The 23,005-nt window shown below is 52.9% G+C and carries 25 protein-coding genes; 13 read left to right on the forward strand and 12 right to left on the reverse strand.

The annotated features are described in order from the left end of the window. Nucleotides 1-136 precede the first annotated feature (136 nt). A complete protein-coding gene (locus HVY19_RS00115) occupies nt 137-970 on the reverse strand; it encodes a DMT family transporter (protein ID WP_181682435.1) in 834 nt (277 codons plus the stop codon). A 118-nt stretch (nt 971-1,088) separates the two neighbouring features. Beyond that, a complete protein-coding gene (gene tisB, locus HVY19_RS00120) occupies nt 1,089-1,178 on the reverse strand; it encodes a type I toxin-antitoxin system toxin TisB (RefSeq protein WP_181682436.1) in 90 nt (29 codons plus the stop codon). A gap of 525 nt (nt 1,179-1,703) precedes the next feature. Here tisB and ivbL point away from each other — a divergent pair. The 9 genes from ivbL to nepI all read left to right on the forward strand — a co-directional run bounded on the left by ivbL (nt 1,704) and on the right by nepI (nt 11,017). Beyond that, a complete protein-coding gene (gene ivbL, locus HVY19_RS00125) occupies nt 1,704-1,802 on the forward strand; it encodes an ilvB operon leader peptide IvbL (protein ID WP_012908030.1) in 99 nt (32 codons plus the stop codon). Nucleotides 1,803-1,908: 106 nt separating this feature from the next. Then, nucleotides 1,909-3,603 (forward strand): acetolactate synthase large subunit, encoded by a 1,695-nt coding sequence (gene ilvB / locus HVY19_RS00130; RefSeq protein ID WP_181682437.1) that lies wholly within the window; start codon nt 1,909-1,911, stop codon nt 3,601-3,603. Between the two features lie 3 nt (nt 3,604-3,606). Beyond that, entirely contained in the window at nt 3,607-3,897 is a 291-nt protein-coding gene (gene ilvN / locus HVY19_RS00135; protein ID WP_181682438.1) for an acetolactate synthase small subunit, read from the forward strand. A gap of 153 nt (nt 3,898-4,050) precedes the next feature. After that, nucleotides 4,051-4,644, forward strand: a complete 594-nt coding sequence (gene uhpA, locus HVY19_RS00140; RefSeq protein ID WP_181682439.1) for a transcriptional regulator UhpA — start codon at nt 4,051-4,053, stop codon at nt 4,642-4,644. Further along, a complete protein-coding gene (gene uhpB, locus HVY19_RS00145) occupies nt 4,641-6,146 on the forward strand; it encodes a signal transduction histidine-protein kinase/phosphatase UhpB (RefSeq protein WP_181682440.1) in 1,506 nt (501 codons plus the stop codon). The genes uhpA and uhpB overlap by 4 nt, the downstream gene beginning before the upstream one ends. 9 nt (nt 6,147-6,155) lie before the next feature. Then, nucleotides 6,156-7,484: an MFS transporter gene (locus HVY19_RS00150; protein WP_181682441.1), complete on the forward strand. Its 1,329-nt coding sequence runs from the start codon at nt 6,156-6,158 to the stop codon at nt 7,482-7,484. Between the two features lie 142 nt (nt 7,485-7,626). Further along, entirely contained in the window at nt 7,627-9,018 is a 1,392-nt protein-coding gene (gene uhpT / locus HVY19_RS00155) for a hexose-6-phosphate:phosphate antiporter (RefSeq protein ID WP_181682442.1), read from the forward strand. Nucleotides 9,019-9,212: 194 nt separating this feature from the next. Then, entirely contained in the window at nt 9,213-9,665 is a 453-nt protein-coding gene (locus HVY19_RS00160; protein ID WP_181682443.1) for a DUF1198 family protein, read from the forward strand. Nucleotides 9,666-9,823: 158 nt separating this feature from the next. Next, nucleotides 9,824-11,017 (forward strand): purine ribonucleoside efflux pump NepI, encoded by a 1,194-nt coding sequence (nepI, locus tag HVY19_RS00165; RefSeq protein WP_181682444.1) that lies wholly within the window; start codon nt 9,824-9,826, stop codon nt 11,015-11,017. A 121-nt stretch (nt 11,018-11,138) separates the two neighbouring features. Here the strand turns inward: nepI and HVY19_RS00170 are convergent, their stop codons facing one another. From HVY19_RS00170 to HVY19_RS00190, 5 genes are all read right to left on the reverse strand, one after another. Beyond that, complete coding sequence (locus HVY19_RS00170) at nt 11,139-12,515, reverse strand: carbohydrate porin (RefSeq protein ID WP_181682445.1); 1,377 nt, start codon at nt 12,513-12,515, stop codon at nt 11,139-11,141. A gap of 154 nt (nt 12,516-12,669) precedes the next feature. Next, on the reverse strand, nt 12,670-12,972 hold the full coding sequence (locus HVY19_RS00175; RefSeq protein ID WP_008786514.1) for a PTS lactose/cellobiose transporter subunit IIA: 303 nt from the start codon (nt 12,970-12,972) through the stop codon (nt 12,670-12,672). Between the two features lie 12 nt (nt 12,973-12,984). Then, the gene (locus tag HVY19_RS00180) at nt 12,985-14,367 is read right to left on the reverse strand and encodes a glycoside hydrolase family 1 protein (protein WP_181682446.1); all 1,383 of its coding nucleotides are present in this window, start codon (nt 14,365-14,367) and stop codon (nt 12,985-12,987) included. A gap of 20 nt (nt 14,368-14,387) precedes the next feature. Continuing rightward, on the reverse strand, nt 14,388-15,719 hold the full coding sequence (locus HVY19_RS00185) for a PTS sugar transporter subunit IIC (protein WP_181682447.1): 1,332 nt from the start codon (nt 15,717-15,719) through the stop codon (nt 14,388-14,390). A 156-nt stretch (nt 15,720-15,875) separates the two neighbouring features. Continuing rightward, complete coding sequence (locus HVY19_RS00190; RefSeq protein ID WP_181684185.1) at nt 15,876-16,190, reverse strand: PTS sugar transporter subunit IIB; 315 nt, start codon at nt 16,188-16,190, stop codon at nt 15,876-15,878. 292 nt (nt 16,191-16,482) lie between these two features. Here HVY19_RS00190 and HVY19_RS00195 point away from each other — a divergent pair, with 292 nt between their 5' ends. Next, nucleotides 16,483-17,439, forward strand: coding sequence for a LacI family DNA-binding transcriptional regulator (locus HVY19_RS00195; RefSeq protein WP_181684186.1), 957 nt, complete (start codon nt 16,483-16,485; stop codon nt 17,437-17,439). Between the two features lie 33 nt (nt 17,440-17,472). Here the strand turns inward: HVY19_RS00195 and HVY19_RS00200 are convergent, their stop codons facing one another. Next, nucleotides 17,473-17,766 (reverse strand): YicS family protein, encoded by a 294-nt coding sequence (locus HVY19_RS00200; protein WP_181682448.1) that lies wholly within the window; start codon nt 17,764-17,766, stop codon nt 17,473-17,475. Nucleotides 17,767-17,894: 128 nt separating this feature from the next. Between HVY19_RS00200 and HVY19_RS00205 the strand changes: the two genes are divergently transcribed. Both HVY19_RS00205 and nlpA read left to right on the forward strand, forming a co-directional pair. Next, nucleotides 17,895-18,311, forward strand: a complete 417-nt coding sequence (locus tag HVY19_RS00205) for a GNAT family N-acetyltransferase (RefSeq protein ID WP_181682449.1) — start codon at nt 17,895-17,897, stop codon at nt 18,309-18,311. A gap of 179 nt (nt 18,312-18,490) precedes the next feature. Continuing rightward, nucleotides 18,491-19,309, forward strand: a complete 819-nt coding sequence (gene nlpA / locus HVY19_RS00210; protein WP_181682450.1) for a lipoprotein NlpA — start codon at nt 18,491-18,493, stop codon at nt 19,307-19,309. A 25-nt stretch (nt 19,310-19,334) separates the two neighbouring features. Here the strand turns inward: nlpA and HVY19_RS00215 are convergent, their stop codons facing one another. Then, entirely contained in the window at nt 19,335-20,237 is a 903-nt protein-coding gene (locus HVY19_RS00215; RefSeq protein ID WP_181682451.1) for a carboxylate/amino acid/amine transporter, read from the reverse strand. Nucleotides 20,238-20,371: 134 nt separating this feature from the next. On the opposite strand from HVY19_RS00215, the gene HVY19_RS00220 reads away from it, so the two are divergent. Continuing rightward, the gene (locus tag HVY19_RS00220; protein WP_181682452.1) at nt 20,372-20,899 is read left to right on the forward strand and encodes an anti-virulence regulator CigR family protein; all 528 of its coding nucleotides are present in this window, start codon (nt 20,372-20,374) and stop codon (nt 20,897-20,899) included. A 53-nt stretch (nt 20,900-20,952) separates the two neighbouring features. Here the strand turns inward: HVY19_RS00220 and HVY19_RS00225 are convergent, their stop codons facing one another. The 3 genes from HVY19_RS00225 to HVY19_RS00235 are packed head-to-tail and all read right to left on the reverse strand — an operon-like array spanning nt 20,953 to nt 22,999. After that, nucleotides 20,953-21,471 carry a fimbrial protein gene (locus HVY19_RS00225; RefSeq protein ID WP_181682453.1) on the reverse strand — a complete coding sequence of 173 codons (519 nt, stop codon included), beginning with the start codon at nt 21,469-21,471 and terminating at the stop codon, nt 20,953-20,955. Further along, nucleotides 21,464-21,985, reverse strand: a complete 522-nt coding sequence (locus HVY19_RS00230) for a fimbrial protein (protein ID WP_181682454.1) — start codon at nt 21,983-21,985, stop codon at nt 21,464-21,466. The genes HVY19_RS00225 and HVY19_RS00230 overlap by 8 nt, the downstream gene beginning before the upstream one ends. Nucleotides 21,986-21,997: 12 nt before the next feature. Then, entirely contained in the window at nt 21,998-22,999 is a 1,002-nt protein-coding gene (locus HVY19_RS00235) for a fimbrial protein (RefSeq protein ID WP_181682455.1), read from the reverse strand. Between the last annotated feature and the right edge of the window lie 6 nt (nt 23,000-23,005).

Here is a 23,005-nt window from a genome sequence, read left to right on the forward strand (position 1 = left end):
ATGTTGCCGGAAGTGATCAGCCCTCTGTCGTCATGTCGACCGCCATCCTGCGTTAATGCCTGATGGCGCTGCGCTTATCAGGCCTACAAGGAGTGAACAGCTGTACGCCGCCATCCGGCAACCTCACCAACAGCAATCAGGATAACCGCAGCAAAATCGCTCCGGCGGCAATACCTCCCGCTGCAATCAGGCGCATCCCCGCAACGCGCTCTTTCAGCAATAGCCAGGCGATCAGTGCGCCAAACAAAATCGACGTTTCCCGCAGCGCGGCAACGACCGCCAGCGGTGCAAGCGTCATTGCCCACAGCGCCAGCCCGTAAGAGCCCATAGTGGCAATACCGCCAAAAATCCCTTTCTTCCAGTGCTGCCCCAGATAACGCAGCGCCTCCGGCCTGCGGGCAATCATCGCCCAACCCAGCAGACAGGAACCGTTTAAAAAGAAGGTCCAGAGCGTATAGCCCAGCGCGGTTTCTGAGAGCCGGACCCCGGTCCCGTCCACCAGCGTGTAGCTGGCGATGAAACAGGCGTTAATCAGCGCGAGCACAATTCCCTGCCGGGAACTCGCCCGACCGTTAAAGGCCATGCCGAGTATCGCCGTGCAAATCACCGCAATACCCACCCAGGCCATCACGGACAGGCTATCACCCAGAAAAAGGACACTGATAATCGCTACCAGCAGCGGTGCGGTCCCGCGCATCAGCGGGTAGGTCTGACTCATATCCGAAACCGAATAGGTTCGGGCGACCAGCACGGTGTAAATTACCTGCAGGGCGGTGGATGCCGCTAAGAAAGGAATACTGGCTGTTGAAGGCTGCGGCGCGAAGGGCAGACAAAGCAGCGCCGTAATGGCAGCGGAGCCGCTGACGCCGATCGCGGCAAAGAGCTTATCATTTCCCGCTTTTACAATGGCGTTCCAACTGGCGTGTAGCAGTGCGGCGAACAGCAAAATGCAAAAAACGGAAAGGGTCATCGTCTTGCCATCTCAGGTTAACGTCATAAAAACGTAACATATCCTTAGAAGACAAGCATCAGGCAGATGTGAAAGGGGAGCGGTTGCCCGCTCCCCTTTGGTGCGACTTGAATCTGAATTACTTGAAGTACTTCAGAACAGCATCAAGCAGTTGCATGGCTGCAACAATGAGTTTGAGGATAAGAATAGCGATATCCACGAGGCTCATACGCGTCTCCTTTTGGTCAAAGGAGCACGGTGCTGACGTACCTTTCCGCCGCCTGTTACCAGCACCTTTGTTGACATAACACAGTGTGCTCACCGGGGGGTTAAGGCGCTGACGGCACCACCCGTTTCAGCCAGGACTTTGTTGCGCCGGTTTACGATGCGGCCCCACCTAACACATTGCGTACTGGGATATTATAGATAAATACTGTATGAATGAACAGTAATTTATGGACAGAACAAAACTTCTGGTTCATACTCAAATGCGTCAAAATTCGCGCCGAAATTGCGTGTTCTTCGCAGAACGCGTATACTTTCGCTGTTGACATAACACAGTGTGCTCTGCGGCAACCAACCGCATAACGCTGAAAAAACCTCGCTCCGGCGGGGTTTTTTGTTTTCAGCCTTTTTTATCTGCGAAACGTGATCGTCGACGCATTTTCATACAGATGAAAATTTTTCCGTTGTTTCGCTTAAAAAGCTGTGCTTGTATAAATCCTGTTAATCACTAAAACAGACAAGGTCCCTAATGAACCCTTCCATGCTGACTGCGACCCTACTAAACACTGCGCCATCTAGCGCAGCGGTCGTCGTGCGTGTGGTGGTGGTCGTCGGCAATGCGCCGTAGGGTCCGGAACAACACACGATTCCAAAACCCCGCCGGCGCAAACCGGGCGGGGTTTTTCGTTTAAGGCACCCACCCGGAAAGTCGGCTCAGAAGAAAGGACTGGAGCATGGCAAGTTCGGGCACAGCATCAACATCCACGCGTACGCGTTTTACCGGCGCGGAGTTCATCGTTCATTTTCTGGAACGTCAGGGCATTACCATTGTCACGGGGATCCCGGGCGGTTCAATACTGCCTGTCTATGACGCACTGAGCCAGAGTACGCAAATCCGTCACATTCTGGCGCGCCACGAGCAGGGGGCCGGATTTATCGCGCAGGGCATGGCGCGTACCGATGGCAAACCCGCAGTCTGTATGGCCTGTAGCGGACCTGGCGCAACCAACCTGGTGACCGCCATCGCCGATGCGCGCCTGGATTCCATCCCGCTGGTGTGTATCACCGGACAGGTCCCTGCCTCGATGATCGGCACCGATGCCTTTCAGGAAGTGGACACCTACGGTATCTCTATCCCCATCACTAAACACAACTATCTGGTCAGACATATCGATGAACTCCCTCAGGTGATGAGCGACGCGTTCCGTCTTGCTCAGTCAGGTCGTCCTGGCCCGGTGTGGATAGACGTACCTAAGGACGTACAGACGGCGGTTTTCGACATTGAAGAGATGCCTGCACCGGCAGAGATTATGGCCGCACCGGCATTCAGCGCAGACAGTGTTCGCGAAGCGGCTGCGATGATTAACGCCGCAAAACGTCCGGTGCTGTACCTCGGCGGTGGAGTGATAAACGCGCCCGAGCGGGTGCGCGAACTGGCGGAAAAAGCCCAGTTACCAACTACCATGACACTGATGGCGCTGGGCATGCTGCCGAAGGCGCACCCGCTGTCGTTAGGGATGCTGGGGATGCACGGCGCGCGCAGCACAAACTATATCCTGCAGGAGACGGATTTACTGGTGGTGCTGGGGGCACGTTTTGATGACCGGGCGATTGGCAAAACCGAACAGTTCTGCCCGAATGCCAAAATTATTCATGTGGATATCGACCGCGCGGAATTGGGGAAAATTAAGCAGCCGCACATTGCCATTCAGGCTGACGTGGATGAGGTGCTGGCGCAGTTAATTCCGCAGATTGAAGCGCAGCCGCGCAGCGAGTGGCATCAGTTGGTGAGCGACTTGCAGCGTGAGTTTCCCTGTACCATTCCGCAAGAGAGCAATCCGCTCAGCCATTATGGCCTGATTAACGCGGTAGCCGCCTGTGTAGACGACAGTGCGATTATCACCACCGACGTGGGGCAACATCAGATGTGGGCGGCGCAGGCTTATCCGTTGAACCGACCGCGCCAGTGGCTGACCTCTGGCGGGCTGGGCACCATGGGCTTTGGCCTGCCTGCGGCGATTGGTGCGGCGCTGGCCAATCCGGACAAAAAAGTGCTGTGCTTTTCCGGCGACGGTAGCCTGATGATGAACATTCAGGAAATGGCCACCGCCAGCGAAAACCAACTGGATGTGAAAATCATTCTGATGAACAACGAAGCACTGGGGCTGGTGCACCAGCAACAAAGCCTGTTCTATAAGCAGGGCGTGTTTGCTGCGACTTATCCAGGAACGATCAACTTTATGCAGATTGCCGCCGGGTTTGGGCTGGAAACCTGTGACTTAAATAACGAAGCCGACCCGCAGGCCGCGTTGCAGGCGATCATCAATCGACCGGGGCCGGCGCTGATCCACGTACGAATTGATGCAGAAGAAAAAGTGTATCCGATGGTACCGCCGGGAGCGGCAAATACTGAGATGGTGGGGGAATAAGCCATGCAGAAACAATCACATGATAACGTCATTCTGGAACTCACCGTCCGCAACCACCCTGGCGTTATGACCCACGTCTGCGGCCTGTTCGCGCGTCGTGCGTTTAACGTTGAGGGTATTCTCTGTTTGCCGATTCAGGGCAGCGACCAGAGTCGCATCTGGCTACTGGTGAACGACGACCAGCGTCTGGAGCAGATGATTGCGCAGATCGACAAGCTGGAAGATGTAGCAAAAGTGGTGCGTAACCAGTCCGATCCGACGATGTTCAACAAAATTGCGGTGTTCTTTGAGTGAGCCGCTCAAGGCTTGAACAGCAACGCGCTTATCGTTAAGGTAAGCGCTTTGCCGGATGGCGACGTAACCACTTGTCCGGCCTATAACGGCACCTGCCAGTAGGCCTGATAAGCGCAGCGCCATCAGGTATGCCTTAGTGCCAGGATGAAACCCATGATCACCGTTGCCCTCATTGACGACCACCTTATCGTCCGCTCTGGCTTTGCTCAACTCCTGGGGCTGGAACCCGATTTTCAGGTGGTGGCAGAGTTTGGATCCGGGCGTGAAGCGCTGTCTGGACTGCCTGGACGTGGGGTTCAGGTCTGTATTTGTGACATCTCCATGCCTGACATATCCGGGTTAGAGTTGCTGAGCCAACTGCCAAAAGGGATGGCGACGATCATGCTTTCGGTGCACGACAGCCCGGCGTTAGTTGAACAAGCGCTTAACGCCGGGGCACGCGGCTTCCTCTCCAAACGGTGTAGCCCTGATGAACTGATTGCCGCAGTGCATACTGTTGCCACGGGCGGCTGTTATCTCACGCCGGAAATCGCTATCAAGCTGGCGGCTGGACGTCAGGATCCTCTCACCAGACGCGAACGTCAGGTAGCTGAAAAACTCTCTCAGGGAATGGCGGTAAAAGAGATTGCGACAGAACTGGGGCTTTCGCCAAAAACGGTGCACGTCCATCGTGCGAATCTGATGGAAAAACTGGGCGTCAGCAATGATGTGGAACTGGCACGCAGGATGTTTGACGGCTGGCAATGAAGACGTTTTTTTCCCGGTTTATCACCGTCGTTGCCTGCTTTTTTATCTTCTCCGCCGCCTGGTTTTGCCTGTGGAGCATCAGCCTGCATCTGGTTGAACGCCCTGAACTGGCGGTATTGCTGTTTCCGTTTGGCCTGCGTCTGGGAATGATGCTGCAATGCCCTCGTGGATACTGGCCGGTGCTTCTTGGGGCGGAATGGTTGCTGGTATTCTGGCTGGCACAAGAAGTGGCGTTGGCGCATTTGCCGCTATTGATGATCGGAAGCGCGCTGACTTTGATTCCGGTGGCGTTAATCTCTCGCTATCGTCACCAGCGCGACTGGCGCACGTTGCTCTTGCAAGGCGCGGCGCTAACCGCAGCGGCGCTATTGCAGTCGCTGCCCTGGCTTGGACAAGGTGAAACCACCTGGAACGCGCTGCTTCTGACCCTGACTGGCGGGTTGACGCTCGCGCCGATTTGTCTGGTGTTCTGGCATTATCTCACCAGCACGACCTGGCTGCCGCTCGGCCCGGCGTTGGTGTCGCAGCCGATTAACTGGCGGGGACGTCATCTTATCTGGTACCTGCTGCTGTTTACCGTTAGCCTGTGGCTACAGTTGGGGTTGCCCGCCGAGCTGTCGCGGTTTACCCCCTTCTGTCTCGCACTGCCGATCATCGCGCTGGCCTGGCACTATGGCTGGCAGGGAGCGCTGATTGCGACCCTGATGAATGCTATCGCGCTGATCGCCAGTCAGACCTGGCATGACCATCCCGTTGATTTGCTGCTCTCATTGCTGGTTCAAAGCCTGACCGGATTGCTACTGGGGGCGGGAATTCAGCGCCTGCGTGAACTTAACCAGTCGCTGCAAAACGAACTGGCGCGTAATCACCGGCTGGCCGAACGTCTTGTGGAAACAGAAGAGAGCGTGCGCCGCGACGTCGCGCGTGAGCTACATGACGATATCGGCCAGACGATTACTGCTATTCGTACGCAAGCTGGCATCGTGCAGCGCCTGGCGGGTGAAAATGGTGGCGCAAAACAGAGCGGTCAGTTTATCGAACAATTGTCGCTTGGCGTTTACGACTCGGTGCGTCGGTTGCTGGGCCGATTGCGGCCGCGTCAGTTGGACGACCTCTCGCTGGAACAAGCCATACGTTCCTTAATGCGCGAGATGGAGCTGGAAGGCCGTGGCATTATCAGCCACCTCGACTGGCGGATCGACGAATCTGCGCTTAGCGAGGGTCAGCGGGTAACACTGTTCCGCGTTTGTCAGGAAGGGCTGAACAATATTGTTAAGCACGCCAATGCAAGTGCGGTAACGCTGCAGGGCTGGCAGCAGGACGAGCGGCTGATGTTGGTCATGGACGATGATGGCAATGGCCTGCCTCCCGACTCCGGCCAGCAGCAGGGGTTTGGTCTGACCGGTATGCGCGAACGGGTCACGGCGCTCGGTGGTTCGCTAACCATTTCCTGTACCCACGGCACGCGCGTCAGCGTCTCGTTGCCTTTACGCTACGCTTAAGGAGCGGCGATGTTTTCGTTTTTAAAAGCTCCGGCCAATGCGCCGCTGATCGCTGATCAACATCAGGTTGACACTCTCTATCGCTACTGGCGACGGCATATTCTCCTGACCATCTGGCTGGGCTATGCCCTGTTCTATTTCACGCGTAAAAGTTTTAACGCAGCCGTACCTGAAATCCTCGTCAGCGGCGTGCTAACCCGCAGTGATATCGGCCTGCTGGCAACGCTGTTTTACATCACCTATGGCCTGTCGAAATTTGTTTCGGGTATCGTCAGCGATCGTTCCAACGCCCGTTATTTTATGGGGATCGGCCTCATTGCTACTGGTGTGGTGAATATCCTGTTTGGTTTTTCAACCTCGCTATGGGCATTTGCGCTGCTTTGGGCCTTGAATGCGTTCTTTCAGGGGTGGGGAGCGCCCGTTTGCGCCCGTTTATTAACGGCATGGTATTCGCGAAACGAGCGCGGCGGCTGGTGGGCTATCTGGAACACCGCGCATAACGTTGGTGGGGCGTTGATCCCCATCGTGATGGCCGCCACCGCACTGCACTACGGCTGGCGGGCCGGGATGATGATTGCCGGAGCGTTGGCCATTGTTGTCGGTATTTTACTCTGCTGGCGACTGCGCGACCGACCACAGGCGGTGGGCTTACCTCCGGTAGGTGACTGGCAGCACGATGCGCTGGAGATCGCGCAACAGCAGGAGGGCGCGGGCTTAAGCCGTCAACAGATCCTGACAAAATATGTGCTGCTTAATCCCTACATCTGGTTACTTTCGCTCTGTTATGTCCTGGTGTATGTGGTTCGCGCGGCGATCAATGACTGGGGCAATCTCTACATGTCGGAGACGCTGGGGGTCGATCTGGTGACCGCCAATACCGCAGTCACGATGTTTGAGCTGGGCGGTTTTATTGGTGCGCTTGTCGCGGGATGGGGCTCGGACAAACTGTTCAACGGCAATCGCGGACCGATGAACTTAATCTTCGCTGCCGGAATTCTACTTTCAGTAGGATCGCTTTGGCTGATGCCGTTTGCCAGCTATGTGATGCAGGCAGCGTGCTTCTTTACCACAGGATTCTTCGTGTTTGGTCCACAGATGCTGATCGGTATGGCGGCCGCAGAGTGTTCGCACAAAGAGGCTGCGGGTGCGGCGACCGGGTTTGTCGGGTTGTTTGCTTACCTCGGTGCGTCGCTTTCCGGCTGGCCATTGGCACAGGTGCTTGAAGCCTGGCACTGGACGGGCTTCTTCGTCGTGATCAGTATCGCCGCGGGGATTTCCGCGCTGCTGTTGTTGCCGTTTTTAAACGCTCAGGCACCGCGAGCGGTTAGTGAAGCGTGATGCAGCTCACTTTTTTACCTCGAGTGGGATAAAACTAAGAAATTTTCCCGGTTTCGCCTGGACGCTGTCTCAGGCCAGTTCCCCTGCTGATTTTTACAATGCCTGCCATTCGCAGGTATAAAAATTTGCTCAGGAGTATCCTATGCTGGCCTTTCTAAACCAGGTGCGCAAGCCAACCCTGGAGTTGCCGCTCGAAGTACGGCGCAAAATGTGGTTCAAACCGTTCATGCAGTCCTATCTGGTGGTCTTCATCGGCTACCTGACCATGTACCTGATCCGCAAAAACTTTAACATCGCGCAGAACGACATGATCTCAACCTACGGGCTGAGCATGACGCAGTTGGGGATGATTGGCCTGGGCTTCTCCATCACTTACGGCGTGGGTAAAACCGTCGTTTCCTACTACGCGGACGGCAAAAACACCAAGCAGTTCCTGCCGTTTATGCTGATCCTCTCGGCAATTTGTATGCTTGGCTTCAGCGCCAGCATGGGTGCGGGCTCCGTTAGCCTGTTCATGATGATTGCCTTCTACGCTCTGAGCGGTTTCTTCCAGAGTACCGGCGGGTCGTGCAGCTATTCCACCATCACCAAATGGACCCCGCGCCGCAAGCGTGGTTCGTATCTCGGCATGTGGAACATCTCCCACAACCTTGGCGGGGCGGGTGCGGCAGGCGTGGCGCTGTTTGGCGCAAATTACCTGTTCGACGGCCACGTGATCGGCATGTTTATCTTCCCGTCGATTATCGCCCTGATTGTCGGCTTTATCGGTCTGCGCTACGGCAGCGACTCCCCGGAATCTTACGGCCTCGGCAAAGCTGAAGAGCTGTTCGGTGAGGAGATCAGCGAAGAGGATAAAGAAACCGAAGAAAACGAGATGACCAAATGGCAGATCTTTGTTGAGTACGTGCTGAAAAACAAAGTGATCTGGCTGCTGTGCTTCTCAAACATCTTCCTTTATGTGGTGCGCATTGGTATTGACCAGTGGTCGACCGTGTATGCCTTCCAGGAGCTGAAGCTTTCTAAAGAGGTGGCGATTCAGGGCTTCACCCTGTTCGAAGTGGGCGCGCTGGTCGGCACGCTGCTGTGGGGCTGGCTCTCTGACCTTGCCAACGGCCGTCGGGCGCTGGTGGCCTGCGTCGCGTTGGCGTTGATTATTGCCACCCTGGGCGTTTATCAGCACGCAAGTAACCAGTACGTCTATCTGGCTTCGCTGTTTGCGCTGGGCTTCCTGGTGTTTGGCCCGCAGTTGCTGATCGGCGTTGCCGCCGTTGGCTTCGTACCGAAAAAAGCGATCGGCGCGGCTGACGGAATTAAAGGCACCTTCGCCTATCTGATCGGCGATAGCTTCGCGAAGCTGGGTCTGGGGATGATTGCCGACGGCACGCCGGTATTCGGCCTTACCGGTTGGGCAGGCACCTTCGCCGCGCTGGACGCTGCCGCGATCGGTTGTATCGTTCTGATGGCGATGGTCGCAGTGCTGGAAGAGCGCAAAATCCGTCGTGAGAAGAAGGTACAGCAACTCAGAACCGCTTAAGTGTGTAGTTGGTAATATATTGCCCAGCCCAGGTGCTGGGCTTTTTTATGCTTCGATGTGCGCACAGCCGTCTTCACTACCAGATTTCTCCTCCTTTGTCGCCAATTAGATGGGTCACATTATGACGCGTTCAGCCGTCGACAGCGGCGAATTTGCCGCTATGATGGGCGCCCTGTCTGGTAATGGGTGTGCGCATGATTTGGATAATGCTGGCTACGTTAGTCGTGGTGTTTGTTGTCGGTTTTCGGGTGCTGACGTCGGGTTCCCGGCGGGCGATTCGCCGCCTGAGCGAGCGTCTGCATATTGATGTCGTGCCGGTAGAATCGATGATCGATCAGATGGGGAAAGCACAGGGCGAGGCGTTTTTGCAGTATCTTCATCGTCCCGATGAATCCCACCTGCAAAACGCGGCGCAGGTGCTGCTGATCTGGCAAATCGTCATCGTCGATGGTAGCGAGCAGAACCTGAGCCAGTGGCATCGGTTGCTGCAAAAAGCGCGGCTGGCAACGCCGGTGACCGATGCTCAGGTGCGCATGGCGCTCGGCTTTCTGCGCGAGATGGAGCCGGATATGCAGGATATCAATGCATTTCAGATGCGCTATAACGCGTTTTTTCAGCCGGAAGGAACGGTCCACTGGCTGCATTGATAAGCTGCCGGATAGTTATGCCTGATGGCACTACGCTTATCAGGCCTACAAAGGACACAGTCGCGACCGACAAAAAGTTGCCAAAACGTTAAGTGCGTCACAATTAAAATGCTACACTGCGTAACTTTTCCACAGTAACACCACGCAGGTAGCAAATAATGAGTGAATGTATCGAAGAAAAAGCCCGCGCTGACGTTGTCGCCCGTCCGAACTGGTCGGCGGTATTTGCCGTGGCGTTCTGTGTGGCGTGCCTGATTACCGTTGAGTTTTTACCCGTTAGCCTGCTGACGCCAATGGCGCAGGACCTTGGGATTTCTGAGGGCGTGGCCGGGCAGTCGGTAACCGTTACAGCCTTTGTCGCCATGTTCGCCAGCCTGTTCATTACGCAAATCATTCAGGCGACCGATCGCCGCTACGTAGTGATTTTGTTCTCCGTGCTGCTGACTCTCTCCTGCCTGTTGGTTTCCTTTGCCAATTCGTTTGCACTGCTGCTGGTGGGACGAGCCTGCCTTGGCCTTGCGCTGGGCGGATTCTGGGCGATGTCGGCCTCGCTGACGATGCGTCTGGTGCCGCCTCGCACGGTGCCGAAAGCGCTGTCGGTCATATTTGGCGCAGTCTCTATCGCGCTGGTGATTGCCGCGCCGCTGAGCAGTTTTTTAGGTGGGATTATCGGCTGGCGCAACGTCTTTAACGCGGCGGCGGTAATGGGCGTGCTGTGTACCGTCTGGGTCCTTAACTCGCTTCCGTCCCTGCCTGGTGAACCTTCTCACCAGAAGCAAAACATGTTCAGCCTGCTCAATCGTCCTGGCGTGATGGCGGGGATGATCGCCATCTTTATGTCCTTCGCTGGTCAGTTTGCCTTCTTCACTTACATCCGCCCGGTATATATGAATCTGGCTGGGTTTGATGTGGATGGCCTGACGCTGGTGCTGTTGAGTTTCGGTATTGCCAGCTTTGTCGGCACGTCGCTGTCGTCTTTTGTTCTCAAACGTTCCGTCAGGCTGGCGCTGGCCGGTGCGCCGTTAGTGCTGGCAATATGCGCGTTGGTGCTGATGCTGTGGGGCGACAATAAGATTGTCGCGGCGAGTATTGCGGTTATCTGGGGGCTGGCGTTTGCGCTGGTGCCGGTGGGTTGGTCGACGTGGATCACCCGATCGCTTGCCGATCAGGCAGAAAAGGCTGGATCCGTCCAGGTCGCCGTGATCCAGCTTGCCAATACCTGTGGGGCCGCAGTGGGAGGTTATGCACTCGATAACCTTGGCCTGCTGACACCCCTGATGCTCTCCGGCAGCCTGATGCTGCTGACAGCGCTTCTGGTGGCAGCGAAAGTTCGCATAAAGGGTATGCAATGATCTCAGATTTCATTGCGCAACAGTACACGTAGGCCGGATAAGCGCAGCGCCATCCGGCATAATGCCCGGTGGCACGTTGCTTACCGGGCCTGGGTTTCAACGATAATGCGGGATTGCGCGATTAGAACCACGCTTCCCACATCGCGCCGACGTTGAAATCGTCCAGCGTTTCGTCATCGGTACCGTTCACGCGCGCAGTGCGGTCGTTATCTACCTTACCGCCGGTCACGTAGAAGCGCAGCATCGGACGGAACTCCGGCCCCATCGCAATTGACATGTTCTGCGACAGCGTCAGCTTCCAGCCGCTGTTATCGCCGCCGTCGTCATAGTCAACGCGCTGATAACCCGCTTCCAGCCACGTGGAGTGAACGTCGTTCCAGAAGTACATTGGACGTACGATCGCGCCGTAGTTTTTGCGGTTTTCGCTCTGATCGGTACTGTTGTCGTAGTCGTGGAACGCCAACAGATATTCCACCTGCGCCTGCTGCGTGAACTTGTGGCTACCTTCGAAGCTGGCGTAAATCGCGGTCAGATCGTCGGTTTTGTTGTAGACGCTGTTGTCGGAGTTATCAGAATAACGGGCGATCACTTTATTCACGCCGCTGTCATTGGTGTGACTCAGCACAAACGCGCCCTGCCAGGCGTTCATCCGCTCGTCGGTATCGATAGCTTTCGAATCAAAGCCGTAGTTAGCATAGATTTCAAAATCCAACGGACCGAGCTTCATGTTGTGGATTTTAGAGGTTAACGCGTAGTTGCCTTTATCACCGGTTCCGGAACCGCCGGTACAGGTGATACGTGATGGGTTCGCTTCATCTTCCATCACTTCCGGGCTACACGACTCCACGGCAGCTACGGTGGCGACGTCAAACTGCACGCCGCCGATGTCGAAGTTCTTCACCCCGGCACCCTGGCCATCGTGGTTCATCCAGAAGTAATCGTTGATGCCCTGTTGCGGACGCTGGTGGAAGTCACGACCCGCCCAGATGTAAGCGTTCGGATTAGATTCCAGCACGTTCGTCACGCCCGCGTAAGCTTTCTTGAGGTTCACCTCGTCGCCCCAGTGGTCGATCATCACGTTCACGTCCCAGATAGCGCCGTTGTCGCTCTTGAACGCTTTAGAAAGCTGGAACTCACCGCCGTTGCCTTCGTTACCCAGACGGCCGATTGCGGACGCGCCGTTGTAGGAGCCATCAACGCCAACGTATTTCTGATCGCCGGCCTGGAATTGCGCGCCGTAGCGGGCATAGCCGCTAAACTTCACGCCAAACGGAATGGCCATATCCGGGGACTGCGCTGCGCTTTGCGGTTCGTTAATGACATCAGACTTTTGCGCCACCGCAGCGTCCATTTTTGCCTGACGTTCCGCCAGCGCTTTATCAACGGCTTTAGCGACAATGGCGTCGATTTGTTCCTGAGTAAATTCCTGTGCAAGTACAGAAATTGGGCAAAGCGCGGCCATGACTGCCATGACTACTGGAAGTTTTTTCATGTTCATGGTTATCTCATATATAATTTATTTTAAGATAATAACCATCCCGTCTCGGTTGAATGTGCTATCACCAAAACAAGTTGATTTTTTATTTGTGTATAAGAGTACAGAAAGCGTTTATTTAATCGTAATGGCGTCTCCGTTTATTTATTTGCTTGGATTAACGTTGGTAAAGATGAATAATTTCTTCCGACAGTTCGCGAGCTAGCAGCGATGTCATTAAATGATCCTGCGCATGCACCATAATTAACGTCATGGGCTGCCGGGCTTCCCCGGCATCCTGTTCGATCAATTTGGTTTGCATGTGGTGAGCCTGACGGGCATAACCGTCAGCTTCACGAAGCAGGCTTTTCGCCTCGTCAATATTACCGGCGCGCGCGGCGTGCAGCGCCTCAAAGCACAGGCTACGGGACTGCCCGGCATTGACGATGATCTCCATTACTGCTTCTTCTAATGCAATCATTGTATCTATCTCTTAATCGAAACCATTATTTGCGGCGGTATTAGCAAACCATTCGCCGCTCTTTTTCACCGTACGTTTTTGCGTGTCTAAATCTAATTGCACAAAACCGTAGCGGTTTTTATAGCCGTTGAGCCATGACCAGTTATCAATAAAGGTCCACATATGGTAACCAAGACAATTACAGCCTTCGCTTATTCCCTTGTGCAACCATTTAAGATGTTCGCTGACAAACTCAATTCGGTAGCTATCGTTAACCTGACCTTCCTGTATAAATCGCTGTTCGTTTTCTACGCCCATGCCGTTTTCAGAAATAAAGCAGCGTGGGTTACCGTAATTATCCCGAAGGTTGGTAATAATATCGTAAATACCCGGCTCATAAATTTCCCAGCCGCGGTAGGGGTTCATTTTACGTCCCGGCATTTCATAGTAATCAAACAGCCACTCCGGCATAAACGGTGCGTCCGGGTTAACCGCCGTGTCGCGACACTTCACCCGACGCGGCTGGTAATAGTTAATTCCCAGCAGGTCGATTTTACCGTCAGCGATCAGCTGCGCGTCTTCGGGCTGGCAGGGGGGAAGCTGATCGTACTCTTTCAGCAATGCCACCAGATCAGCCGGATATTCCCCTTTCAGCACCGGATCGAGGAAGCTGCGGTTAAACAGCAGGTCCGCGTGATGCGCGGCTTTCACATCCGCCGGATGCTGCGAGCGCGGATACGAAGGCGTCAGGTTTAATACCACGCCGATTTCACCGTCGTAGCGTCCGGCGCGATACGCCCGTACCGCCGTCGAGTGCGCCAGCACGGTGTGGTACGCTACGGTGGCCGCACGCTTGAAATCCACCACGTTTGGATAGTGGAAGTCATACAGATAGCCGCCTTCAACAGGAACAATTGGCTCGTTGAAGGTGAACCAGTGCTTAACGCGATTGCCGAACAACTCGAAACACGTCTGTGCGTAGCGGCCAAATGCCTCCACGACTTCACGGTTTTCCCAGCCGCCCTTCTCCTGCATCACCATCGGCATGTCGAAGTGGAACAGGGTAATAAACGGCGTGATGCCCTGCGCCAGCAGCTCATCGATAACATTGTTATAGAACGCCACTGCTTCGGGATTTACCTCACCTGTGCCGTCAGGAATCAGGCGCGACCAGCTTAAAGAGGTGCGGAAGCTGTTATGTTTCAACTGCTTCAGCAGCGCGATATCCTGTTTCCAGTGCTGATAAAAGGTTGAGGTGTTCGCCGGGCCAACCCCCTGATGGAAACGACCTGGCTGGCGGTCGAACCACACATCCCACGTGGTCTGGCTTTTGCCGCCGTTCAGGCTATCCCCTTCGGTTTGCAGCGCTGAGCAGGCACTGCCCCACCAGAAGTTTTCAGGAAAACGGTATCTCATTGTTCAGACTCCTTGATTCATTATGAGTTGCTACGGGCTGCGTTCGCCACGGAGACAGCATCCTGCGCTTTTTGTTCTTCTGTTTTCATCAGAGAACGTTCGTAAGCGCGCAGGAACGGAAGGTAAATCAGCGCCGACATCACCATACAGATGAGACACATGACTACCGGGCTGAAGGCCCAGTTTGCCGCCCACGAGGCACCAATTGGCGCTGGAGTGGTCCACGGCGTTAGTGAGACTACCTGTTCCAGCCAGCCCAGGCGGGTCGCGGTGTAGGCCAGGACGGCGTTGATCATCGGAACAAAGACGAACGGGATAAACAGCATCGGGTTCATGATGATCGGCGCACCGAACAGAATAGGCTCATTGATGTTGAAGAAACTAGGCACAATTCCCATTTTACCGATAGTCCGCAGGTGCGTTACGCGACTGCGCAACAGCAGGAAAGCCAGCGGTAAGGTCGAACCTACGCCGCCAATCAGCAGGTAGTGATCCCAGAAGCCTTGCAGATAAACGTGCGGCAGCGCAGCACCGGCAGCCAGAGCGGCCTGGTTAGCGGAGAGGTTCGCCATCCAGAACGGGTTCATAATGCCGGTGACAATCAGCGAGCCGTGGATCCCGGCGAACCAGAAGATTTGGCACATCAGAACGGAAAGCAGGATGGCAGGCAGAGAATCCGAAGCGGAAACCAGCGGTGCCAGCAGGTGCATAATCGCCTGCGGCAGAATCATCCCGGTTTGCGCTTCAATAAACAAGTTCAGCGGATGCAGGGTGGCGATGACCACCAGAACCGGAATCAGAATTTCGAACGAACGGGCAACGCCGGTCGGGACTTCCTTCGGCAGGCGAATTGTCACGTTATGCTGCTTCAGCCATGCATAGACGCGGGTAGAATAAATGGCGGTAATCAGCGCGGTAAAGATCCCCTGACCAGAAAGATACTGGGTAGAGATTTTACCGTCAGCATACGGGGCGGCGACCAGTAAAAAGGCCATAAACGCCAGCAGGCCGGACATGATTGGGTCGAGGTTGAATTGACGGCCCAGGCTTGCACCAATGCCGACGGAGATGAAGAACGTCATAACCCCCATGCTGAGGTTAAACGGCAGCATCAACTGTTCACGATACGTGGCGGAGAAATCGAGCCAGCCACGGGCAAAGCTGTTGGTAGTTTCTGCTGAAAACGGTGGAAAAATAAACACCAGCATAAACGAGCCGATGATCATAAACGGCAGGGCCGCAGTAAAACCGTCACGAATAGCAATCACGTATTTTTGCTGGCCCAGTTTACCGGCAAGAGGAGTGATGGATTGTTCTATGACAGCAACCATTGACTGATATAACGAACTCATATTGACACCTTCCAGAACCTATCCCGTAGGACTATTTTGCTTGCCATTTTGAACCTGGGCTGTGCTCGCATCCGCACGTACTGCGTATACGCTCCGGTTGCTGCGCGTTGTCCGTGTTCAAAGTGCCTGCGCCAATTACGTTGACTGAACAGGCTCTTAGTGCGCCGCTTCAATGAGCGACAGAGCATAATCCAGCACTTTGTCACCGCGTTGCATTCCGTAATCCAGCATATCGATGGCTTTGACGGGAATGCCCTGGGTGGCAGCCTTTTCTGAGAGCGTGTTAAGCATGTATTTTACCTGTGGGCCAAGCAGCACCACCTGGTAATTTGGAAACTGAATGTCAAATTCGGAAACGCCAAAGGCATTTATCTCAACGGGCAGGCCTCGTTTTTCCGCTTCTTCGACCATTTTCCGCACCAACAGACTGGTGGACATCCCTGCAGAGCAGCACAACATAATCCTGAACATCATTAACCATCCTCAAAATGTAAAAACTTATTGCGAGCCTGATTTGATATCATACGGAAACCGGTTTCCATTCGTGATAATCGAAACTGTGATTGCCATCATAATCTTATTCTTATAAGGCTAATTATTACGATTCAGGTCACGATTTCGTCTGCAAAAAAGTCTTTTTGAGAGGAAACGGAAAATCGGTTTCCATGAAAAACGGAAACAGATATACTGCGAATGGCGAATATTTGAGCCAATGTTAAATTCAGGATTGGAGGAGCCAGGCGGGCTCTGTCAGGGGAGAATGATGTCTACAATCAACGATGTATCGCGTTTGGCTGGCGTGTCGAAAGCCACCGTGTCGCGCGTGTTGAGCGGATCGCGTGGGGTGAAGGAAGCCAGCCGTCAGGCCGTATTGAAAGCGGTGGATGAACTTAACTACCGTCCAAATGTGATTGCCCAGTCGCTGCTTAGCCAGACCACCGGTTGTATCGGGGTGATCTGTGCGCAGGACAACATCAACCAGACCACGGGTTATCTTTATGCGCTGGAAAAACATCTGAGCCAGCATTCCAAGCATCTGCTGCTTCGTTTTGCCAATACCAAAGCGGAGGTCATGAGCGCCCTTGATGAACTGAGCTGTGGGTTATGTGACGATGTGCTGATTATCGGCGCGCGATTCCCGCTGAACATCACTCAGGAAAACGTCATTCTGGTGGATTGTCTGGCCGTGGGTGATGACGTTAACAGCATTCAGTTTGACCATACCTTTGCAACCGAAACCGCCTGTAACTATCTGATCAGTCAGAATCGTCGGCAAATTGCGCTTATCCACCCTGAAGGGATGGGCTTCGCTGAACAGGTGCTGCTCGGGTACAAACATGCGCTGGAGAAAAATTTCCTGCCGTTTAATCGCAACCTGGTGTTTATGGAAGCGACTTCTTCCTCGGTGGCATTACAGGAATTGCTGAATAACGCATCGACGCTGAATTTCAATGCGCTGCTGGTGGCGGACGAACAGCAGGCACAGCGCGTGATCCCGCAATTACAGGCGTTTAATAAGTCAGTACCGGAAGACATCATGGTCTTTAGTCTGGCAGGGTCACTGCATTTGCCGGGCGTGCCGACCATTCCGGCCATCGAATACTCCATGGATGCGATGGCGGCGCGAATTGTGGCCTGGCTGAACGAAAAAACGCAGAATATGCTGGGATCGTATGTTTTACGTGGCGACTTAATTATTCCCGACGTCCGTCCGCGTTAACCGTTGAAAAGGCGTGAAGAACCAACTTCACGCCTACATATCCGGGCATTCCACCTTGCCAAGCGCTTCCCAATAGTTCGTCTGATTATTCCTCTCCATTGCGACAATCGCTTCGCGAAGATGCTGCTGATTATCCTCATTCGCCATGATCGTTTTTTCCCAGGCCTCATCGGACGGTGAACCCTGCGGCGTGCAAATTTTTCGGAGATCCTTGAGTACGACGTTTTTTTCGTGTACGGATTGTAGAGCGCCATAAGGAGAATCGCCCAGCGCTATACCGGGTAGCGTCAAAAAGAGGGCAGTGAAAAGATAAACGGCGGCTTTCATAGTCATAATCCTTGTTTCGATGCGCATCATTTCAAGAGTAAGTGTAGACGGAGTCCAACGCTCTCAGCAGGCTGTGTTAAGACAGCAAAAATTATCAACCATAAGTTTGAAACTATCAGGAGGATAGAATGCAGCTTCATATTGCGGACACGGTGACAGAAGAGGATCAAACTGCGCTACTCACCGGCTTACGTGCTTATAATCTTCAGTTTTTAAAAACCACGAACTTCGGCGATCTGGCAGTTTACTGGCGTGACGATCGCAATGAAATACAAGGTGGTTTGATCGGCAAAATCAAGGGCGAGTGGTTGTGTATTGAGTTTTTATGGATGCACGAGTCCTTACGTAAAGGCGGTTACGGCACGAAGCTAATGCAGGCGGCGGAACAGACGGCGCGCGAACGAGGTTGCCATCGTGCGCTGGTTGATACCATGAGTTTTCAGGCGCTGCCGTTTTACCAGAAAAACGGTTATCAACTGGAATTGACGCTAAACGATTTCCCGGAAAAAGGCGCTGCCAGACACTATTTATCGAAAGTATTTTGATGACCGGGCAGTAAGTTATGTTGCCTCGTAGGCCCGGTAAGCGTAGCGCCACCGGGCAGTAAAACCACCATTATTCCTTTTTCTTCTTATTGATTCCTTTTCGTTTTTTAAAGCGCAGCGGCCTTCCCGTTATAGTCATTTCATTACCCATTAGGCGGTTATTTCAAAAGGATAAGAACGTGAAATTGACGATATCTCATTTACGGGCAGGGGTTGCGGTGCTGTTGGCGGGGTTGTTATTAGCGGGATGCGATCAGCAGAGCAACGATGCAAAGCACATCAAGGTCGGCGTGATTAATGGTGCAGAACAGGATGTCGCTGAAGTTGCTAAAAAGGTCGCGAAAGAGAAATACGGGCTGGAGGTGGAACTGGTCGGTTTTAGCGGCTCGCTGTTACCGAATGATGCCACCAATCACGGTGAACTGGATGCCAACGTTTTCCAGCATCGTCCTTTTCTTGAACAGGATAACAAAGCGCACAACTATAAGCTGGTGACGGTCGGTAATACGTTTGTGTTCCCGATGGCGGGCTATTCGAAAAAAATAAAAACGGTCGACCAACTGCAAGACGGTGCCACGGTGGCGATTCCTAACGATCCGACTAACCTTGGTCGCGCACTTCTGCTGTTACAAAAAGAGAAACTCATTACCCTGAAAGAGGGCAAAGGTCTGCTGCCAACCGCGTTGGATATTACCGACAACCCACGACATTTAAAGATTATGGAACTGGAAGGCGCTCAACTGCCGCGTGTGCTGGACGATCCGAAAGTGGATGTGGCGATTATCAGCACAACCTATATCCAGCAAACCGGGCTCTCCCCAGTTCACGATAGCGTCTTTATCGAAGATAAAAATTCGCCGTATGTGAATATTCTGGTGGCGCGCGAAGACAATAAAGATGCGGAAAACGTAAAAGCGTTTTTGCAATCCTATCAGTCGCCGGAAGTGGCAAAAGCGGCGGAAAAAATCTTTAACGGCGGCGCGGTTCCCGGCTGGTAATTGCCATCGTTGCCGCGCCGACGCGTTAAACCGCACCGGTGCGGCGGCGGGAATCCATTGATATCAGCACCACAGAAGACAAGATCAGCAGCGTGCCAAGCCAGTCCGGGAGCGTGAACGTAATGCCTAACAGCAGTAGCGAGAGCAGCGCGCTGCTCAGCGGCTCGGCGCAGCTCAGAATGCTCGCTTTCGGGCCACCAATCATCTGTGCGCCTTTCAGGTACAGACTGAACGTCAATGAGGTACCAATCACCACCAGGTAGAAAAACGCCAGTATCAGGCTACCATTCACCACAAAGTTCGTCCCTTGTCCTGCGTAAAAGGGCAATAAAATCAGCCCGCCAATCAGCATACTCCAGCCGACAATCGGTAAGGTGCCATAGCGAGCAATCAGCGCTGAAGGATAGGTGGTGTAAAACGCGGCGGCGAACGCTGAGGCAATTCCCCAGAACAGCGCGGCGGGAGAGATTGACAGCGAGGTCGGGTCGCCGTGAGTCACCAGTAAGAACGTGCCGACGAGCGAGGTGAGGATGGCGGTCAGCACCAGCGTGCCAGGACGCGCTTTTCTTACCAGCGAAAACCAGGCGACGATAATCGTTGGCGACAAAAACTGTAGCACCGTGGCGGTTGCCGCGTTGGATTTTTCTATGGTGAGCAGAAAGGTTAGCTGTACGGTCAGTGCGCCAACCACCGAGAAAATCAGCAGACTCAGCGCGTCTTTACGGTTTTTAAACAGGGAAAAGATTTTGTCGCCATGGACAAAAGAGAGCATTAACAGGATCAGACCAGCGAATATCAAACGTATCATCGTCAGAAACGGCGAAGACATCTGACTTTGTTCCATAATGTACTGCGCACAAACGCCAGAACTCCCCCACAGCACGGCGGCAATCAGAACGTTTAGCATCCCTCTTCTGCTGGAACTCATTTTTCCCTCGGTGTCTGTTTTGCGTAGCCTGGCATGATAACAGGCAATCACTGAAAACCAGGAATCTTTGATATTGTGGGTCGCTTTCCGGCATTCTATTGTCAGGATGTAACCTCACCTGGAAGGAATTTATCATGGGTAAGCGTCGTGGCTTAACGGCTATGCTGGCTGCTGTTGTTTCACTCTCCCTGTTTGCTGCGCCTGTTATGGCTAACCCTGGGAATGGCAATGGCAATGGCAATGGCAATGGCAACGGTGGCGGTCAGGACAACAGCAGTGGCAATCATGGAAACAAGGGTAATCAGGGAAATCACGGGCAGAAAGGAAACTCAGGGCAAAAGAATAATGCCTCTTCCGATCACCGTAAAAATTACGGTAAACCCGATCACGTTGATTCTGATATTAGCTTTGCGACCGCTCGCCATCTGGCGGTGAACTATGGCCTGACGGGTTATGACTCCTTGCCGCCGGGGATTGCAAAAAACCTGGCGCGAGGAAAACCTCTGCCTCCGGGGATTGCGAAAAAAACGGTTCCCGCATCAATGCTGGGACAGCTTCCTTACTATCCGGGCTATGAATGGAAAATTGTTGGGGATGATTTAGTACTGATTGCCTTGAGCACCGCAGTGGTTACGGCGATTATTAACGGCGTGTTTGATTAATCGAATTCATTAACGAAATAGCCGGGGAATTCCCCGGCTTTTGCAATACAATCTTAATAATAAGTAAACGTCACCGGCAAACTGGCGGTGTAATTACCAGCGGGTATTGTACCGGTATGTGGAGATACTCTGGCCAATAAGGTTCCATCAAACTGCTTTGGGCTTACGAGAAAAGGCGCTTTACTCAGTTCGACCGGCGTCCCGAACACCACTGCACCTCCGCCCTTTTTCCATGACAGGGTAATATCGACCATATTATTTGACGTAGTGAGTTTCGAATTATTGCCCCCCGCCAGAGTCACTTCGAATTTGGTGATATCACTGGCGCAGTCAATCATAAGGGGAACTTCAACATTATTATCGCCTAAGAAGGTACCTGATGTTGTGATCAGCGGAAGTTGCACGGTTTCAGGCAGGCCTAGCCCCTTATTGATTTGGCACTGAGGATTAGTGACCTGCATTGCAATGGGGAGGCTTACGCTTGCCTTTTGTGCGGCGTGGCTGTTAAACGTCGTAAATGCGCTTAACAGCCCCACCAGCATCGGGAAAAATAGACATGTCCTGTCAGTCATAGGTCACCTCGACAGTCAGACTGGTGGAAATATTCCCTGCCTGGAGCGTTTCACCTGGAATTTGTTTAGGTAACAGCTGAAACTGACCAAGCGTTTCATTTTTGTTACTTAATGCCGTTGATGCGGGTGCAAAAGACTTATTCAATTCTAGCGGCGTAAAATCTGTGCCGGCTGCATTTTTCCATGACAACGCAAGCCCAACGCCGGATAGACCCGTCTTCATCAGGCTAGTGCTGCTTGTGGAAACGCCAGCTGCAGGCGAGAATTTTAGCGAGATCCCGGTTGCAGGCCAACTGCACGCTATATTCAGATCCACTGTCTGTGGCGTTGTTGCGCTATTTTCAAACTGGCTAAAGCTGATTTGTTGAAAGTTCAGGTTTGCCGGAGAGAGAGACAGTGCGCACGTGTTTAAGGCTAACTCGGCGTTTATCGTCACTCTCTTCTGCAAGGATTTCGACGCAGATGCATTGTGAATTGAAAAAGTTATCAAAATAAAGGCTAACCATTTGTGCATAATTAATCCAGCCTATCTGTATATTAGCGAAACATTCATGTATGTAGAAACCTTCCCGGCAGGAAACGGTGTTGAAGGTCTGACATTAATTCTGAATGTCTCTGTGGCATCAAGATCTACTTTTGATGGCTGATATATTTGGAAATTTGCATTAAGAGGGATAACGTGTTCATTTCCGCGAACCCGGGTTATTTGAAAGTTAAGTTTTCGTCCATTATTATCGTTGGCACTAAACATACCATTTGTCGCATTAACAACATTCTCTGGGTCGAAACGCACATACAGACCATTAACTAAGGCTTTATTTTTACATGAATAATAAACTGAGAGCTCTTTGTATAAAGAATTATTATTAACGTTAGTTGGTGTTAATTTACCAAAGTCTAAATTTTCAGTAGAAAGACTCATTGAACAAGTGGCAGTATCCCTAACTTGGAATGGCACAGAAAACCCCAATGCAGAAGCGACAGATACACTTGGACTATTTGATAAAGTAGATCCAAAGGATAGGGCAGGGATATTAATGGTGTACATCCCGGTTGTCGTATTTTGTATCCAATATTGATCCTTCACAACCAGCCTGACTTTACCGAGACTAGTGCCAGAGGGCCAGTCAATTCTACTATCCCATGACGATCCAGATTTAATGTTGTTAGAGATGATAGAATTACCATCACAATGCATACCTTCCAGTTCCCATTCAATACCTGGATAAGGTGTCGTTATAGTGGTTGCGTTTTTACAAGTTCCTCCGCTGGTGATTCTCATGGTCATTTTACTCATCCCGACCGCATTCTCTACATAATCTGGATCGCAAGACATGCCATTTTGTACGTTCACTTGCATTATTAACAATCGATCATCATCTGCTGATGTATAGCCACTGATCCAGTACCCATGGTCACTGGGGTCCGTATCAAAAAGTATGGTTCCTCCACTGCAGTTAGCTGCCATGGAAGGTAAAGAACAGAGTGATAACAAAGCGATGGAAAGAGCAAATATGAATTTACACATAATAAA

The organism is Citrobacter sp. RHB25-C09, assembly GCF_013836145.1.
Lineage (GTDB): Bacteria > Pseudomonadota > Gammaproteobacteria > Enterobacterales > Enterobacteriaceae > Citrobacter_A.

Coding starts and splice junctions, on each gene's coding strand:
- HVY19_RS00115 (WP_181682435.1), bottom strand. CDS start 970: ATGACCCTTTCCGTTTTTTGCATTTTGCTGTTCGCCGCACTGCTACAC.
- tisB (WP_181682436.1), bottom strand. CDS start 1,178: ATGAGCCTCGTGGATATCGCTATTCTTATCCTCAAACTCATTGTTGCA.
- ivbL (WP_012908030.1), top strand. CDS start 1,704: ATGAACCCTTCCATGCTGACTGCGACCCTACTAAACACTGCGCCATCT.
- ilvB (WP_181682437.1), top strand. CDS start 1,909: ATGGCAAGTTCGGGCACAGCATCAACATCCACGCGTACGCGTTTTACC.
- ilvN (WP_181682438.1), top strand. CDS start 3,607: ATGCAGAAACAATCACATGATAACGTCATTCTGGAACTCACCGTCCGC.
- uhpA (WP_181682439.1), top strand. CDS start 4,051: ATGATCACCGTTGCCCTCATTGACGACCACCTTATCGTCCGCTCTGGC.
- uhpB (WP_181682440.1), top strand. CDS start 4,641: ATGAAGACGTTTTTTTCCCGGTTTATCACCGTCGTTGCCTGCTTTTTT.
- HVY19_RS00150 (WP_181682441.1), top strand. CDS start 6,156: ATGTTTTCGTTTTTAAAAGCTCCGGCCAATGCGCCGCTGATCGCTGAT.
- uhpT (WP_181682442.1), top strand. CDS start 7,627: ATGCTGGCCTTTCTAAACCAGGTGCGCAAGCCAACCCTGGAGTTGCCG.
- HVY19_RS00160 (WP_181682443.1), top strand. CDS start 9,213: ATGATTTGGATAATGCTGGCTACGTTAGTCGTGGTGTTTGTTGTCGGT.
- nepI (WP_181682444.1), top strand. CDS start 9,824: ATGAGTGAATGTATCGAAGAAAAAGCCCGCGCTGACGTTGTCGCCCGT.
- HVY19_RS00170 (WP_181682445.1), bottom strand. CDS start 12,515: ATGAACATGAAAAAACTTCCAGTAGTCATGGCAGTCATGGCCGCGCTT.
- HVY19_RS00175 (WP_008786514.1), bottom strand. CDS start 12,972: ATGATTGCATTAGAAGAAGCAGTAATGGAGATCATCGTCAATGCCGGG.
- HVY19_RS00180 (WP_181682446.1), bottom strand. CDS start 14,367: ATGAGATACCGTTTTCCTGAAAACTTCTGGTGGGGCAGTGCCTGCTCA.
- HVY19_RS00185 (WP_181682447.1), bottom strand. CDS start 15,719: ATGAGTTCGTTATATCAGTCAATGGTTGCTGTCATAGAACAATCCATC.
- HVY19_RS00190 (WP_181684185.1), bottom strand. CDS start 16,190: ATGTTCAGGATTATGTTGTGCTGCTCTGCAGGGATGTCCACCAGTCTG.
- HVY19_RS00195 (WP_181684186.1), top strand. CDS start 16,483: ATGTCTACAATCAACGATGTATCGCGTTTGGCTGGCGTGTCGAAAGCC.
- HVY19_RS00200 (WP_181682448.1), bottom strand. CDS start 17,766: ATGAAAGCCGCCGTTTATCTTTTCACTGCCCTCTTTTTGACGCTACCC.
- HVY19_RS00205 (WP_181682449.1), top strand. CDS start 17,895: ATGCAGCTTCATATTGCGGACACGGTGACAGAAGAGGATCAAACTGCG.
- HVY19_RS00215 (WP_181682451.1), bottom strand. CDS start 20,237: ATGAGTTCCAGCAGAAGAGGGATGCTAAACGTTCTGATTGCCGCCGTG.
- HVY19_RS00220 (WP_181682452.1), top strand. CDS start 20,372: ATGGGTAAGCGTCGTGGCTTAACGGCTATGCTGGCTGCTGTTGTTTCA.
- HVY19_RS00225 (WP_181682453.1), bottom strand. CDS start 21,471: ATGACTGACAGGACATGTCTATTTTTCCCGATGCTGGTGGGGCTGTTA.
- HVY19_RS00230 (WP_181682454.1), bottom strand. CDS start 21,985: ATGCACAAATGGTTAGCCTTTATTTTGATAACTTTTTCAATTCACAAT.
- HVY19_RS00235 (WP_181682455.1), bottom strand. CDS start 22,999: ATGTGTAAATTCATATTTGCTCTTTCCATCGCTTTGTTATCACTCTGT.